This window comes from Ruegeria sp. CF2 (genome assembly GCF_056537385.1).
Genome location: NZ_JBQFRL010000001.1, coordinates 1,393,898 through 1,407,504 on the forward strand (window position 1 = coordinate 1,393,898; position 13,607 = coordinate 1,407,504).

A 13,607-nucleotide genomic window follows, 5' to 3' on the forward strand; every position below is an offset into this window, starting at 1 on the left:
CGCTTTCGCGGCGTACCGCCATATGTCGTGGTCTTTTCCGGGACTGTGCCCGGATGCCACGGTTTGTGTGGCGAGATTACATCAGTTTGCGTCGACGTGTCACCTGAATATCGAGATCCGTGATTTTTTTGCGCAGCGTGTTCCGGTTGATCCCCAGCAAATCGGCACATTTTGCCTGATTTCCTCCGGTCGCATCCAGAGCGATTTCGATCAACGGTGCCTCGACCTCGCGCAGAATGCGCTGGTACAGACCCGGTGGCGGCAGCATGTTTCCATGAAGGTCAAAGTAGCGCCGCAGATGCCGTGCAACCGACGACGACAGCTTCTCTCGTTCGCTCCCGCTCAGCAGTGGTTCGGCCTCGGGCTGGCTGCCCAGGACGGCCTCGACCTCGGACTTGGTGATTTCGTCGGATCGGCTGGTCAGGCTCAGCCGCCGGATCGCGTTTTCCAGTTGCCGCACGTTGCCGGGCCAGGAATACCGGCGCACAAGCTCGATCGCGTCAGGACCCAATCGCCGCTTTGTGCCGTTTTCGCGTTCTTCACGGGCCAGAAAATGCTCGGCCAGCAGCAGGATGTCGTCGACCCGCTCGCGCAGGGCTGGCACATGGATGGTGGCACCGCAGAGGCGGTAATAAAGGTCCTGCCGCACCCGCCCGCTTTCCATCGCCTCGGTCAGGTCCGACTGGCTGGTCGCCATGAAGCGCGGAACGTGGTCGCCGGGCGTGTCCATCATCCGCACGATCCGGGCCTGGATTTCATCGTCCAGGTCTGCAATTTCGTCGATCAGCAAGGTACCGCCGCGCACCCGGGCCATGACCCGGGCCGGACCCTCCAGGTCGCGCAGGTCTGCTGCAGTAGCAGTCACAAAAGGCAGTGTCCGCCGGTCTGAGAAATCGTGAATTGCCCTCGCAATCAACGACTTGCCCGTGCCACTTTCACCGGAAATCATGACCGAAAGATCGGTGTTCATGACCCGGGCAACCAACCTGTACAGGGCTTGCATCACCGGGGTCCGGCCGACCAATGGCAGTTCGTCGGGGCGGTCTTCGGATGTGTCCGCGGGTTCGATCTGAACCCGCTGCTTGCGGTCCAACGCCCGGGCGGTGCGCTTCATCAGATCCGGCAGGTCGAACGGCTTGGGCAGATAGTCATAGGCATCCGCCTCGGCCGCCTGGATCGCCGTCATGATCGTGTTCTGGGCCGAGATCACGATCACCGGCAGGCCCGGCCGGTCCTGCGCGATCTTGGGCAGCATTTCTAACCCGTTGCCATCGGGCATGACCACATCCGAGATCACCACGTCGCCCTTGCCCTCGCCGACCCAACGCATCAGCGTCGTCAGGGACGAGGTCGCATGCACCTTGCAGCCCGCCCGCGTCAGGGCCTGGGTCAGAACCGTCCGGATCGTTCTGTCATCATCTGCAACCAGTACCGTGCCATCCATCTGGTGTTCTCCTTGATTATTCTTTGTCCTGCCCTGCCTCGCGCGGCGCGCGGCGCAGTGACAGCCGGAAGACTGTCCGCCCCGGCACCGACTCGGCCGTGATCCAACCGTCGTGGTCGGATACGATCTTGCTGACCAGTGCCAAGCCAAGGCCGGTGCCGTTTTCCTTGCCGGAAACGAACGGGTCGAAAATATCGCCGCGGATGTCCTCGGGCAGGCCCGGGCCATCGTCGATGATCTCGATCTGCAACGGCAACGAGTGACCCGAGCCATCACTGCGCCGCAGACGGAAGGAATGTTCGAAATAGGTGTGCAGGCGGATCGTCCCGCCCTCGGGGCCGGCGGCCTCGGACGCGTTCTTGAGCAGGTTCAGAACCACCTGCAACAGCTGATCCGGATCACCATAGGCCAATGGCAGCGACGGGTCGTAGTCCTCGATGATAGTCATGTCCGCGCCAAAGCCCAGCAGCGCCGAGCGGCGCGCGCGGTCCAGAACATCGTGGATGTTGACCGGCTTGAACTCGGGCCGCGAGAGGTTTCCGAACTGCTCGACCTGCTCAAGCAGCTTCACGATCCGGCGACTCTCGGCCACGATAAGGTCTGTCAACTCAATATCTTGCGGGCCGATATTCATGCTCAGCAACTGTGCAGCACCGGTGATCCCAGCCAGCGGGTTCTTGATTTCATGCGCCAGCATCTCGGCCATGCCGATCGCCGACTGCGCCGCCGATTTGACCGTGTTGCCGCGAGTCATGCGGGTGGCCAGTTCGCGCGGCGAGACGATCATGATCATCGACCCCGGATGCCCCAGCAGAGGCGCGATCTGCAGCGCGCATTGCAGCGGCGCGCGATTGCCCGAACCCACATCCACGTCATTCACGAACAACGGCGTGCCCTGCGCGCGGGCGCGCGTGAACGCCTCTTCCAGCGGCGCGTCCACGGCGATCTGGTCCCAGACCGGATGCCCGACCACCGATTTGCGCGAAGCGTTCAGGAACCCCTCACCCGAGGAATTGACATCCGCGATGCGATCCTCGGGGTCGATGATGAAGGCGGGAACCGGCAGCGAAGCCCAGATGACCTGATCCGAAATCATGCTGCCACCTCGGAATTTTCCGTCAACGCGTCGCCGATCAGCCGCAGAACCTCGGCCGGATCGCGCGAGGTCAGGACCGCGCGGCGCAGGGACGCCGGCGTTCTGGCCTCGTCCATGTACCAGCCCAGATGCTTGCGCGCGACACGCAGCCCCAGGTCGGCGCCGTAGAACCCCAGCATCGCTTCATAATGCACCCGCACCATGTCGGCCAGATCGTCGCCTTCGGGAACGTCTGGCGCCGGCGTCCCCCACAGCTCGTGCGCGATCTGCGCAAGCAGCCACGGTTTGCCCTGCGCGCCGCGGCCCACCATGACGCCTTCCGCGCCCGACTGCTCCAGCGCTGTCTGCGCTCGCCCGGGGCTGGTGATGTCGCCATTGGCCACGACCGGAATGCTGACGGCCTCTTTGACCGCCCGGATCGCGGCCCAATCCGCCTCACCCTTGTAGAACTGACAGCGCGTGCGCCCGTGGATCGTCACCATCTGAACGCCGGCCTCCTGCGCCCGCCGCGCCACGTCCGGCGCGTTCAGCAGCGTGTCGTCCCACCCCAGCCGGGTCTTGAGCGTCACCGGAACGTCCACTGCGCCCACGACCGCCTCGATCAGGGTCAGGGCATGGTCGGGCGTCTTCAGCAGGGCCGAGCCGGAATAGCCGTTCGTCACCTTCTTGGCCGGGCAGCCCATGTTGATGTCGATCACCCGCGCGCCCCGATCGGCAACCTGCCGCGCTGCTTCGGCCATCCAATAGGCGTCGCGCCCAGCCAGTTGTACGGCGGTGTTTTCCACATCCGCCGACAGCTCGGCCCGTTCGCGCACGCCGGGCTTGGCCTGCACCATTTCCTGGCTGGCGACCATCTCGCTGACCACCATGCCGGCGCCGAACCGCATGACGAGGTCGCGAAACGGCCGGTCGGTGATTCCGGCCATCGGCGCCAGCAGAACCGGCGGGGTCAAAATTTTCTCGGCAATGCGCAGCGTCAACGTGCCTAATCCTTGAGCATTTGCGGGTTTCATATCGAATCCGGCGCGTATGAACAACAAAACCACGGCTCGCAAGCCTGCAAAATCATCACCTGCCTATTTTTTAATCAGCGCATCGCGAGTGATTGCCTCTGCTTTCACCGCCGCCTAAACACGGAAGCCAAACGAAGTTCGGAAATTCAGACATGACGACCGCCGCCATCATCGTCGCCGCCGGGCGCGGCCTGCGCGCCGGAGGGGGCCAGCCCAAACAGTGGCGCCCTTTGGCCGGGCGGCGTGTGGCCGACTGGACGATCGAACGGATCAAGGCGCAGGTGCCGCTGGTCGTTCTGGTCCTGTCCCCCGACGACCCCGAGGCCTGGACGGAATTCGCCGACAGCGGCCTGATCCTTGCGCCCGGCGGCGCCGACCGGGCGGAATCCGTGCGCAACGGCTTGCAGGCGCTGGCCGATCGCGGCGTCAGCAGGGTTCTGATTCACGACGTGGCCCGGCCCTGTGTCAGCGCGCGGGTCATTGGTGACGTGCTGGCGGCCCTCGATACCCACGCCGCTGCGGCGCCGGGGCTGACGGTCACCGATGCGCTGTGGACCGGAGAGAACGACCAGGTCACCGGCACCCGAGATCGCGCAGGCCTGTTCGCCGCGCAGACGCCGCAGGGGTTTCGCTATGACGCCATCGTCGCCGCGCATGCGGCGCATCCCGGAGGGGCCGCCGACGATGTCGAGGTGGCCCGGGCCGCCGGACTTGACGTGGCCATCGTGCCGGGCGACGCGGACAATCTGAAAATCACACGGCCCGAGGATTTTGCCCGGGCCAAACGCATATTGAGGTCAGACATGGATGTAAGGCTGGGCAACGGATATGACGTGCACCGGTTCGGGCCGGGCGATCACGTGATCCTGTGCGGCGTCGATATCCCGCATGATCGGGGGCTGCAGGGCCATTCCGACGCGGATGTGGGCATGCACGCCGTCACCGACGCGATCTATGGCGCGCTGGCGCAGGGCGATATCGGTCAGCACTTTCCCCCATCCGACCCACAGTGGAAAGGCGCCGCCAGCGAGATCTTTCTGCGCCATGCGGTGGATCTGGCCACGCGCATGGGCTTTCGCATCTCGAACATCGACTGCACGCTGGTCTGCGAATACCCCAAGATCGGCCCGCACGCTGCGGCGATGCGGCAGAAAATTAGCGAAATCATGGAGCTGGAGGCCGACCGCGTGTCAATCAAGGCCACCACGTCCGAGCGGCTGGGCTTTACCGGCCGCAAGGAAGGCATCGCCGCTATCGCGACCGCCTGTCTGGTGAAACCATGACCCTGGCGCGCCTGATCGGAACCGTCGGCGGGATCGGTTACCTTCGCCCTGCCCCCGGCACCTGGGGTTCGCTGGCCGCCCTGCCTTTGGCCTTGGCGCTGCACCTGCTGGGCGGCTTCCCGCTGCTGGCCGTCGCAACCGTCGCCGTTTTTGCGGCCGGCACGTGGGCCACGGGCGTCATGACTGCCGGGCAGGACGATCACGACCCTTCAGAGATCGTCATCGACGAGGTCGCGGGCCAATTCATCGCTATCTGGGCCGTGTCTTATCCGGCCTGGGCGCATGACATCGCGGTCACCGCCCTGTGGCCGGGCTGGATCGCCGGGTTTTTGCTGTTCCGCTTGTTCGACATCACCAAGCCAGGCCCCGTCGGCTGGGCCGACCGTCGTGGCGACCCCTTGGGCGTGATGCTGGATGACGTGATCGCGGGCTTGTTCGCGGCCGTGGGCGTTCTGATCCTGGCCGGGATCTCACATGGAGTACTGGGCTTATGACCGTCGCCGAACTGCTCGACCGCGCCAAGGCGCTGAACGTCATGATCGCCACAGCAGAAAGTTGCACGGGCGGCATGGTCGCCGCCGCGCTGACCGACATTCCCGGCAGCTCGGCCGTGGTTGACCGAGGCTTCGTCACCTATACCAACGCCGCCAAGCAGGACATGCTGGGCGTGCGTGCCGAGACGCTGGAGGCCCATGGTGCCGTTTCTGAAGAGGTCGCCCGCGAGATGGCCGAGGGTGCGCTGGCGCACTCCCAGGCGCAGCTTGCGGTCTCGATCACCGGCATCGCGGGGCCCGGCGGGTCCGAGTTCAAGCCCGAGGGCCGGGTCTGTTTCGGCCTTGCCGTCACAGGCCACCCCACCCTGACCGAAACCGTCGAGTTCGGCGCCGCGGGCCGCGCCAACGTCCGACGCGCGGCACGGGATCATGCACTGAAACTGCTAGAAAACGGCCTTCCCGAACTCGCCTAAAATTTTGGCACTTGCCCGGACAAGGCGCACTTTTTGTCACCACTTGGAAAAAGGACGCCAAAACAGGCACCTTTTTCGCACCCTGCCTCTTTTTTCCTCGGCGCCCGTTCGATTGAACCCTCGGCACGTCACTCACACCGCGCCGCTTGGCGCAGCTTCAGGAAAGAGGAGAACGGCCCAATGAACGGAGCCGATACCGCCTGGATCATCGTCGCGACGGCGCTGGTCCTGTTCATGACCTTGCCGGGCCTGGCCCTGTTCTATGGCGGACTGGTGCGCGCCCGCAACGTGCTGAGCGTTTTCATGCACTGCTTCGCGATCGCCTGTCTGATGAGCATCCTGTGGCTGGTCGCCGGGTATTCGATCGCCTTCGGTGACGGCGGTTCAGGCCTGTGGGGCGGGCTGGGAAAGGCGTTTCTGAACGGCGTCGATGCCGACAGCCTGTCGGGCACCCTGCCCGAGGTGCTGTTCTTTGCCTTCCAGATGACCTTTGCCATCATCACCCCGGCCCTGATCGTCGGCGCCTATGTGGAACGCGTGGGCTTTGGCTTCGTGCTGGTGTTCTCGGGCCTTTGGATGCTGCTGTGCTATGCGCCGGTGGTGCATTGGATCTGGGGCGGCGGCATCCTGACCGATGGCGGCATTCTGGGTGAAATCGGCGTGCGCGACTTTGCCGGTGGCATCGTGGTGCATGAAACCGCCGGTCTGGCCGCTCTGATCATCGCGTGGGTCCTGGGGCCGCGCAAGAACCGTACCACCCCGCCGCACAACCCCGGATACGTCATGATCGGGGCCGCGATGCTGTGGGTCGGCTGGTTCGGCTTCAACGGCGGCTCGCAGCTGGCCGCGGATGGCGGCGCGGCCATGGCGCTGACGGTCACGCATATCTCGGCCGCCACCGCATCGCTCAGCTGGGCGCTGTGGGAGCGGATCAAATACGGCAAAGCCTCGCTGGTCGGCCTCGTCACCGGGACCATCGCGGGTCTGGCCTCGATCACGCCGGCCTCGGGCTATGTCGATCCGGTTCAGGCGCTGATCATCGGCTCGGTCGCCGGCATCCTGTGCCAGGAGGCGGTGAACGTTGTCCGCAACGTGCTGAACATCGACGATACGCTGGACGTGTTCGCCGTGCATGGCGTGGGCGGCATTTTCGGCACCATCATGATCGCCGTCTTCGGCCTGGGCGCCTGGACCGCGCAGCTGGGCGGATTGGTGATCGTGGGTGTCTTTACGTCAGTTGTCACATTTGTGCTAATCAAGATGGTTGCGCTTGTCACCCCGCTTCGCGTAGACGCCGAGACCGAAACGAACGGGCTCGACCTGTCGGTCCACGGCGAACGGGCCTATGACATGAGCAGCTAAGCCCACCTTGGCTGTCTCGACTGCCCATCCGGGCATCAAGCGGACCTCTTGCGAGGTCCGCTTTTCTTTTGGGCCAACCCCTCTCGACATCGGGCCGGTCGGCAGGCTATCAGCCCGCAACGTCATTTCAGCACCGAGGTCCCGCCATGATCCCCAGTTCCTTTCCCGACAGCACGGAAATCGCCCGCCTGACCGCGCGGATGCTGCTGGAGATCAAGGCGGTGCATTTCAACGCGCGCGAGCCGTTCACGCTGGCCAGTGGCCTGCCCAGCCCCACCTATATCGATTGCCGCAAGCTGATCTCGTACCCGCGCATCCGGTCGACCCTGATGGATTTCCTGACGGTCACCGTCATGCGGAATGCCGGGTTCGAGGCCTTCGACAACATCGCCGGCGGTGAAACCGCGGGCATTCCCTTTGCCGCAATGGTAGCCGAGCGCATGGCCCTGCCGATGACCTATGTGCGCAAGAAGCCCAAGGGCTATGGCCGCAACGCCCGGATCGAAGGGGCCATGACCGAGGGCCAGCGCGTGCTGCTGGTCGAGGACCTGACCACCGATGGCGGCTCGAAACTGTCCTTTGTGGACGCGATCCGCGAAACGGGCGCCACCTGCGGGCATACGGCGGTGATCTTCTACTATGGCATCTTCCCCGAAACCGAGAAGACGCTCGGCGATCATGGCGTGCAGTTGCACCACCTGTGCACCTGGTGGGACGTTCTGGCCGAGGCCAAGGCGCAGGGCACGTTTGACGCAGAAACGCTGGACGGGGTCGAAGCCTTCCTGAACGACCCGCGCGCCTGGCAGGAGGCCAACAAGAGCTGACTATCTGGCCATTGTTGACGGTCGGGAAACACTGGCCGTCAGCCTTTCTGCCTATCCACAAGATGTTGACGAATGACCGGCCCCTGCGGCAAGATGCAGGAGCGGAAGATATGCACAGCATATCCCCAGAAAACATACAATTTGCCCCGACTCACGGGGCCGAGATATGACCTTTGTCCCATGGGGACAGCGAGAGCAGCAATGAACGAGATCAGCAGTATCGAGCAGGCAGCGGCGCAGATTCAGAACGCCGAGACCATGCCGCATTCCATCGAGGCCGAACAGCAGCTTCTGGGCGCGATCCTGACCAACAACGACCTGTATGACCGGGTCGCCTCGATCATCGGGCCCGAGCATTTTTATGACCCGGTCCATGCCCGCATCTATGAAGTCGCCGCCGCGCGCATCGCCAAGAACGCGCTGGCATCGCCGGTGACGCTGAAATCCTTCATGGCCGAGGACGAAGGTTTGAAGGAACTCGGCGGCCCTGCCTATCTGGTCAAGCTGGCCGGGGCCTCGATCAGCGCCTTCGCCGTGCATGACTATGCCCAGATGATCTATGATCTGGCGATCCGGCGCGAATTGATCCGGCTTGGCCGCGACATCTCGGACAAGGCCGCGCGGGTCGAAGTGGCCAGCGAACCCAAGGAACAGATCGTCGAGGCCGAGCAGAAGCTCTACAAGCTGTCCGAACAGGGCCAGACCGAACAGGGGTTCAAATCCTTCCTCAAGGCCGTGACCGAGGCGGTGAATGTCACCAACGAGGCCTATCAGCGCGGCGGCGGCATGGCCGGGATTTCGACCGGGCTGGTCGACCTGGACAAACAGCTGGGCGGGTTGCACCCGTCGGACCTGATCATCCTTGCCGGGCGTCCGTCGATGGGTAAGACCTCGCTGGCGACCAACATCGCGTTCAACGTGGCCAAAGCCTATAAGCGGGGTCAGCGCGCCGATGGCACCGAGGGTGCGGTGGACGGCGGCGTCGTCGGATTCTTCTCGCTGGAAATGAGCGCCGAGCAGCTGGCCGGACGGGTTCTGGCCGAGGCGTCCGAAATTTCCAGCCACAAGATCCGTCAAGGCGACATGACCGAGGACGAGTTCCGCCGTTTCGTCGATGCGGCCAAAGCGCTGGAAGCCTGTCCGCTTTACATCGACGACACACCGGCTCTACCGATCTCACAATTGGCGGCTCGGGCGCGGCGGCTCAAGCGGACGCATGGGCTGGACCTGCTGGTCATCGACTATCTGCAGCTGTGCCGCGGCATGTCCGACAACCGCGTGAACGAGATCGCCGAGATCTCGATGGGCATGAAGGCCATCGCGAAAGAGCTGAATATTCCCGTCATCGCCCTGTCGCAGTTGTCGCGTCAGGTGGAAAACCGCGACGATAAGCGCCCGCAGCTGTCCGACCTGCGCGAATCCGGGTCGATCGAGCAGGACGCCGACGTGGTGATGTTCGTGTTCCGCGAGGAATACTACAAAGAGCGCGAAAAGCCCGGCGATCACGAGCTGGAGAAGATGGAAGAGTGGAAGCAGGCGATGGAGCGCCTGCACGGCAAGGCCGAAGTCATCGTCGGCAAGCAGCGCCACGGCCCCATCGGCACGGTCGAGCTGTCCTTCGAGGCGCAGTTCACCCGATTTGGCAACCTTGTCAAACCCTGGCAGCAGGGTGGCCAGATCGAAGGCTACTAAGCCCATCAGGCCCGAATCCATGTGCCGCGGCCCAATGCGCCGGATGAACGATCTGGATCAGCCAACGGTTTTGGCCCGGATAGGCGGACAATGCTGGCAGGCTGTCTTGCCCGCGTTCAAGCCCGCAAGGACCTGCGCAACCCGGCTACAAGCCGCCCATGGCAAGGACTTTACGCGCGTTTGCAGCGCATTCCCCCTTGACCTCGTGCGGCGCAATGTCATGAACGGGTCATGAGTACTGCACGTTTGACGATCAACCTTCATGCGCTGGCCAGTAACTGGCGGGCGCTGGACGCAAAAACCGATGTCGAGACCGGAGCCGTGGTCAAGGCCGACGCCTATGGTCTGGGCGCCGGACCTGTCGCCAACACGCTGGCCGAAGAAGGCGTCCGCAAGTTCTTTGTCGCCGTTGCCGAGGAAGGTGCCGCCGTCCGTCAGGCGATTGGCCCCGGCCCGCTGATCTGCGTCTTTTCAGGCCATATGGAGGGCGACGCCGACCTGTTGCGCGATCACGACCTTGTGCCGCTGATCAACTCGCCCGAGCAATTCCAACGCCACCTGCAGGCGCTGCCGGTCCATCCGTTCGGGATTCAGTTGGACAGTGGCATGAACCGCCTCGGGCTGGAGCCTTCCGACTGGGCCGCTCTGCGCAGCCGGGCCGAGGCGCTGAACCCTGTCGTGGTCATGTCGCACCTGGCCTGTTCGGACGAACCCGACCATCCCATGAACCGGCAACAGCTGAAAACCTTCCGCGAGATGACCGATGGCGTATCAGCTCCGCGTTCGTTGGCGGCCACCGGTGGCCTTCTGCTGGGGCCGGAGTTCCACTTTGATTTCTGTCGGCCCGGCATCGGCCTGTATGGCGGCTTGCCTTTTGCGGGCGCCAAACCTGTGGTCACCGTCGATCTGCCGGTGATACAGGTGCGCGAGCTGGCGGTCGGAGAAACCGTCGGCTACGGCAACACGTGGAAGGCCCGGCGCCCCTCGCGGATCGCAACCGTAGCCGCGGGTTATGCCGACGGGCTGCACCGCGCCATCGGTGGCGGCATCGACACGTTTGCCGGCGACCTGCCCTGCCCCGTCGTCGGACGCATCTCGATGGATCTGATCACCGTCGACGTGACCGACCTGCCGCACACGCCCGAACGTCTGCGCATTCTGAATGGCCATCAGACGGTGGACGACCTGGCCGAGGCCGCAGGCACCATCGGGTACGAGATCCTGACCTCACTCGGCAGCCGCTATTCGCGGGGCTATGTTGAATGAATCCACTCGCATGGCTTGGCGAACTGGGCCGCGCGGTCCTGAACCTGCTGGCGGCGTTCGGCCGCGTGGCGCTGTTTGCATTGGATGCTCTGTCACACATCTTTCGACCGCCGTTCTACCCGCGTGAACTGGGCATGGCCCTGCTGAACATCGGCTGGCTGTCGCTGCCGGTCGTCGGCCTGACGACCATATTCACCGGCGGCGCGCTGGCGCTGCAGATCTACGCCGGCGGCGCGCGTTTCAACGCCGAAGCCGTCGTGCCCCAGATCGTGGCCATCGGCATGGTCCGCGAGTTGGGTCCTGTCATGGTCGGCCTGATGATTGCGGCGCGCGTCACCTCGTCGATCGCCGCCGAGATCGCCACAATGAAGGTGACCGAGCAGATCGACGCCCTGGTCACTCTGTCGACCCACCCGATGAAATACCTGGCGGCCCCGCGCGTTCTGGCCGCATTGATCACCGTCCCTGTTCTGGTTGCCGTGGGCGACATCATCGGCATCGCGGGCGGCTATGCGGTGGCGACACAGAACCTCGGTTTCAACCCGGCAGCCTATCTGAAAAACACGGTCGATTTCCTCGAGCCGCTCGACATCCTGTCCTCGCTGGTCAAAGGGGCGGCGTTCGGCATGATCGCGGCCATCATGGGCTGCTATTTCGGCATGCATTCGGGACGCGGCGCGCAAGGCGTGGGCCGCGCAACCAAGGGCTCGGTCGAGGCCGCCGCTGTGCTGATCCTTGCCGCCAACTTCGTTCTCACGGGGGTGTTCTTCTCGCTATGATCCGAATGGAGAACGTACACAAGGCCTTCGGCGACAACCACGTGCTCAGGGGCATGAACCTCGAGATTGCCAAAGGCACGTCCATGGTGATCATCGGTGGTTCGGGCACCGGAAAATCCGTGGCGCTGAAATGCATCCTTGGCCTGATCAAACCCGACAGCGGCAAGATTTTTGTCGATGGGCAGGACGCCCAAACCGGTGACCGAGATGCCTTTCTGGCCAGGTTCGGGATGCTGTTCCAAGGGGCGGCCCTGTTTGACTCACTGCCCGTCTGGCAGAACGTGGCCTTCCGCCTGCTGCGCGGCTCGCTGAAACGACCGACGGACGAGGCACGTGAAATCGCGATCGAGAAACTGCGCCGCGTGGGCCTTCGCGCCAAGGTGGCCGATCTCTACCCCTCCGAGCTGTCGGGCGGCATGCAGAAACGCGTGGGTCTGGCCCGCGCCATCGCCGCCGAGCCCGAGATCATCTTTTTCGACGAACCCACCACGGGGCTGGACCCGATCATGTCGGGCGTCATCAACGACCTGATCCGCGAGATCGTGACCGAAATGGGCGCCACCGCGATGACCATCACCCACGACATGAGTTCCGTGCGCGCGATTGCTGACAACGTGGCGATGCTGCATGACGGGGTGATCCAGTGGACCGGTCCGGTCAGCCAGATGGATTCCTCGGGTGATCCTTTCGTCGAGCAGTTCATCAGTGGGAGTGCGGAAGGGCCGATTGAGGCGGTGCGGTGACTGAACTGGAGAAGAACCGCGAGTCGACGAGCCCTATCCTTTTTGCTGGTATATCTGAGAAGTATCTTCAGGCAGCAAAAATTCTGTGGAAATCTGAATTTGAGAACCAAAACCGAGTCAATTGGGACCTAGCACTAATTTTTCATCCGCTTTCGCAATTGCTGGGGGTAGCTCTTGAAACGTCACTGAAAGGTTTGATTGCCTGTCGTTCAGAAGTTCCACCAAAAACCCACAGCATCTCAAAACTCTTTCAGAAACTAGGCGACCACGACCTAGAAAAGCGCATCGAAGCCCAACTGCAAAATCTAAGTGTTCCAAAAGAAATCCAGGAAGCAAACAACTCCATGGACATCCAGGAGTTAACAGAAGCTTATCGGCGGCATCACATTCATGTGGACTTATTAGACCGTGTCTACGATCGACCTTTTATGTCCAGATACCCCATACTAGGCGGCCACAGCCTACCTGACGCAATCGCACTTATCGCTATTGCCGATACTGTTTTGTCCAAGTTGAATGTCGAAAAAAGACGTTGGCAACCGAAGACGAACTAATGACCCTCCGCCTCGCCACCCTCTCTCTCCTGATCCTCTACCCCATCGCGTGGTTCGCCCCGCTGATGCGCGCGGGCCTGCTGCCGATCTTCGGCCTCAGCGAGATCAGCGTCATCACCGGGCTCCAGTCCTTGTGGAAATCCGACATCTTCCTCGCGCTGGTCGTCACCGTCTTTGCCCTGTTCGCCCCGTACGTCAAAACCATCGGAACCGCGCTGGTCCAATGGGACCTGCTGGACCCGCGCGCCCAACCGGCGCTGAACATCATGGGCAAGCTGGCCATGGCCGATATCTTCCTCATCGCGCTCTACATCACGTTGGCAAAGGGCATCTCATACGCAACGATCGAAACAGCGTGGGGCCTGTACCTGTTCACCGGCTGCATCCTTGCGTCGATCGCACTGGGATACGTTACCGAAGTGAAACTTGGTTCACGAAACCGCCGGACCTGATTGATTGAAAACGCATTTCTGGCTATGATGGCCAGTATTCGAGCAGCCAAGTCATTTTTGTTTCAGGGTCCGACGCGGACCGTCTTGCACGTTTGATGGATACTCCGCCCGGGCCCGGTTTTGCCGGTTTCA

At 63.1% G+C, this 13,607-nt stretch carries 14 protein-coding genes; 11 read left to right on the forward strand and 3 right to left on the reverse strand.

The annotated features are described in order from the left end of the window. Window positions 1-76: 76 nt before the first annotated feature. The 3 genes from ACR0IR_RS06885 to dusB are packed head-to-tail and all read right to left on the reverse strand — an operon-like array spanning window position 77 to window position 3,553. Window positions 77-1,444: a response regulator gene (locus tag ACR0IR_RS06885; protein WP_170338872.1), complete on the reverse strand. Its 1,368-nt coding sequence runs from the start codon at window positions 1,442-1,444 to the stop codon at window positions 77-79. Between the two features lie 16 nt (window positions 1,445-1,460). Further along, entirely contained in the window at window positions 1,461-2,540 is a 1,080-nt protein-coding gene (locus tag ACR0IR_RS06890) for a two-component system sensor histidine kinase NtrB (protein ID WP_170363347.1), read from the reverse strand. Next, complete coding sequence (dusB, locus tag ACR0IR_RS06895) at window positions 2,537-3,553, reverse strand: tRNA dihydrouridine synthase DusB (RefSeq protein ID WP_170363346.1); 1,017 nt, start codon at window positions 3,551-3,553, stop codon at window positions 2,537-2,539. The genes ACR0IR_RS06890 and dusB overlap by 4 nt, the downstream gene beginning before the upstream one ends. Before the next feature lie 152 nt (window positions 3,554-3,705). Here dusB and ACR0IR_RS06900 point away from each other — a divergent pair, with 152 nt between their 5' ends. The 11 genes from ACR0IR_RS06900 (at window position 3,706) to ACR0IR_RS06950 (ending at window position 13,475) form a co-directional block, all read left to right on the forward strand. Then, window positions 3,706-4,836: a bifunctional 2-C-methyl-D-erythritol 4-phosphate cytidylyltransferase/2-C-methyl-D-erythritol 2,4-cyclodiphosphate synthase gene (locus ACR0IR_RS06900; protein WP_170363345.1), complete on the forward strand. Its 1,131-nt coding sequence runs from the start codon at window positions 3,706-3,708 to the stop codon at window positions 4,834-4,836. After that, on the forward strand, window positions 4,833-5,330 hold the full coding sequence (locus ACR0IR_RS06905) for a phosphatidylglycerophosphatase A family protein (protein WP_170338864.1): 498 nt from the start codon (window positions 4,833-4,835) through the stop codon (window positions 5,328-5,330). Before ACR0IR_RS06900 ends, ACR0IR_RS06905 begins: the two co-directional genes overlap by 4 nt. After that, window positions 5,327-5,803, forward strand: a complete 477-nt coding sequence (locus ACR0IR_RS06910; RefSeq protein WP_170363344.1) for a CinA family protein — start codon at window positions 5,327-5,329, stop codon at window positions 5,801-5,803. The genes ACR0IR_RS06905 and ACR0IR_RS06910 overlap by 4 nt, the downstream gene beginning before the upstream one ends. A 180-nt stretch (window positions 5,804-5,983) precedes the next feature. Further along, window positions 5,984-7,165 (forward strand): ammonium transporter, encoded by a 1,182-nt coding sequence (locus ACR0IR_RS06915; RefSeq protein ID WP_170363343.1) that lies wholly within the window; start codon window positions 5,984-5,986, stop codon window positions 7,163-7,165. A 146-nt stretch (window positions 7,166-7,311) separates the two neighbouring features. Beyond that, window positions 7,312-7,989, forward strand: coding sequence for an orotate phosphoribosyltransferase (locus ACR0IR_RS06920; protein WP_093962247.1), 678 nt, complete (start codon window positions 7,312-7,314; stop codon window positions 7,987-7,989). 201 nt (window positions 7,990-8,190) lie between these two features. After that, window positions 8,191-9,681: a replicative DNA helicase gene (locus tag ACR0IR_RS06925; protein ID WP_170338856.1), complete on the forward strand. Its 1,491-nt coding sequence runs from the start codon at window positions 8,191-8,193 to the stop codon at window positions 9,679-9,681. Window positions 9,682-9,912: 231 nt separating this feature from the next. Further along, entirely contained in the window at window positions 9,913-10,947 is a 1,035-nt protein-coding gene (gene alr / locus ACR0IR_RS06930) for an alanine racemase (protein WP_170363342.1), read from the forward strand. After that, window positions 10,944-11,726, forward strand: coding sequence for an MlaE family ABC transporter permease (locus ACR0IR_RS06935; RefSeq protein ID WP_170338351.1), 783 nt, complete (start codon window positions 10,944-10,946; stop codon window positions 11,724-11,726). The genes alr and ACR0IR_RS06935 overlap by 4 nt, the downstream gene beginning before the upstream one ends. Further along, a complete protein-coding gene (locus ACR0IR_RS06940; protein WP_170363341.1) occupies window positions 11,723-12,469 on the forward strand; it encodes an ABC transporter ATP-binding protein in 747 nt (248 codons plus the stop codon). The genes ACR0IR_RS06935 and ACR0IR_RS06940 overlap by 4 nt, the downstream gene beginning before the upstream one ends. Next, entirely contained in the window at window positions 12,466-13,023 is a 558-nt protein-coding gene (locus ACR0IR_RS06945) for a HEPN domain-containing protein (protein ID WP_170363340.1), read from the forward strand. The genes ACR0IR_RS06940 and ACR0IR_RS06945 overlap by 4 nt, the downstream gene beginning before the upstream one ends. Further along, window positions 13,023-13,475: a paraquat-inducible protein A gene (locus ACR0IR_RS06950; RefSeq protein ID WP_170363339.1), complete on the forward strand. Its 453-nt coding sequence runs from the start codon at window positions 13,023-13,025 to the stop codon at window positions 13,473-13,475. Before ACR0IR_RS06945 ends, ACR0IR_RS06950 begins: the two co-directional genes overlap by 1 nt. Window positions 13,476-13,607: the final 132 nt, after the last annotated feature.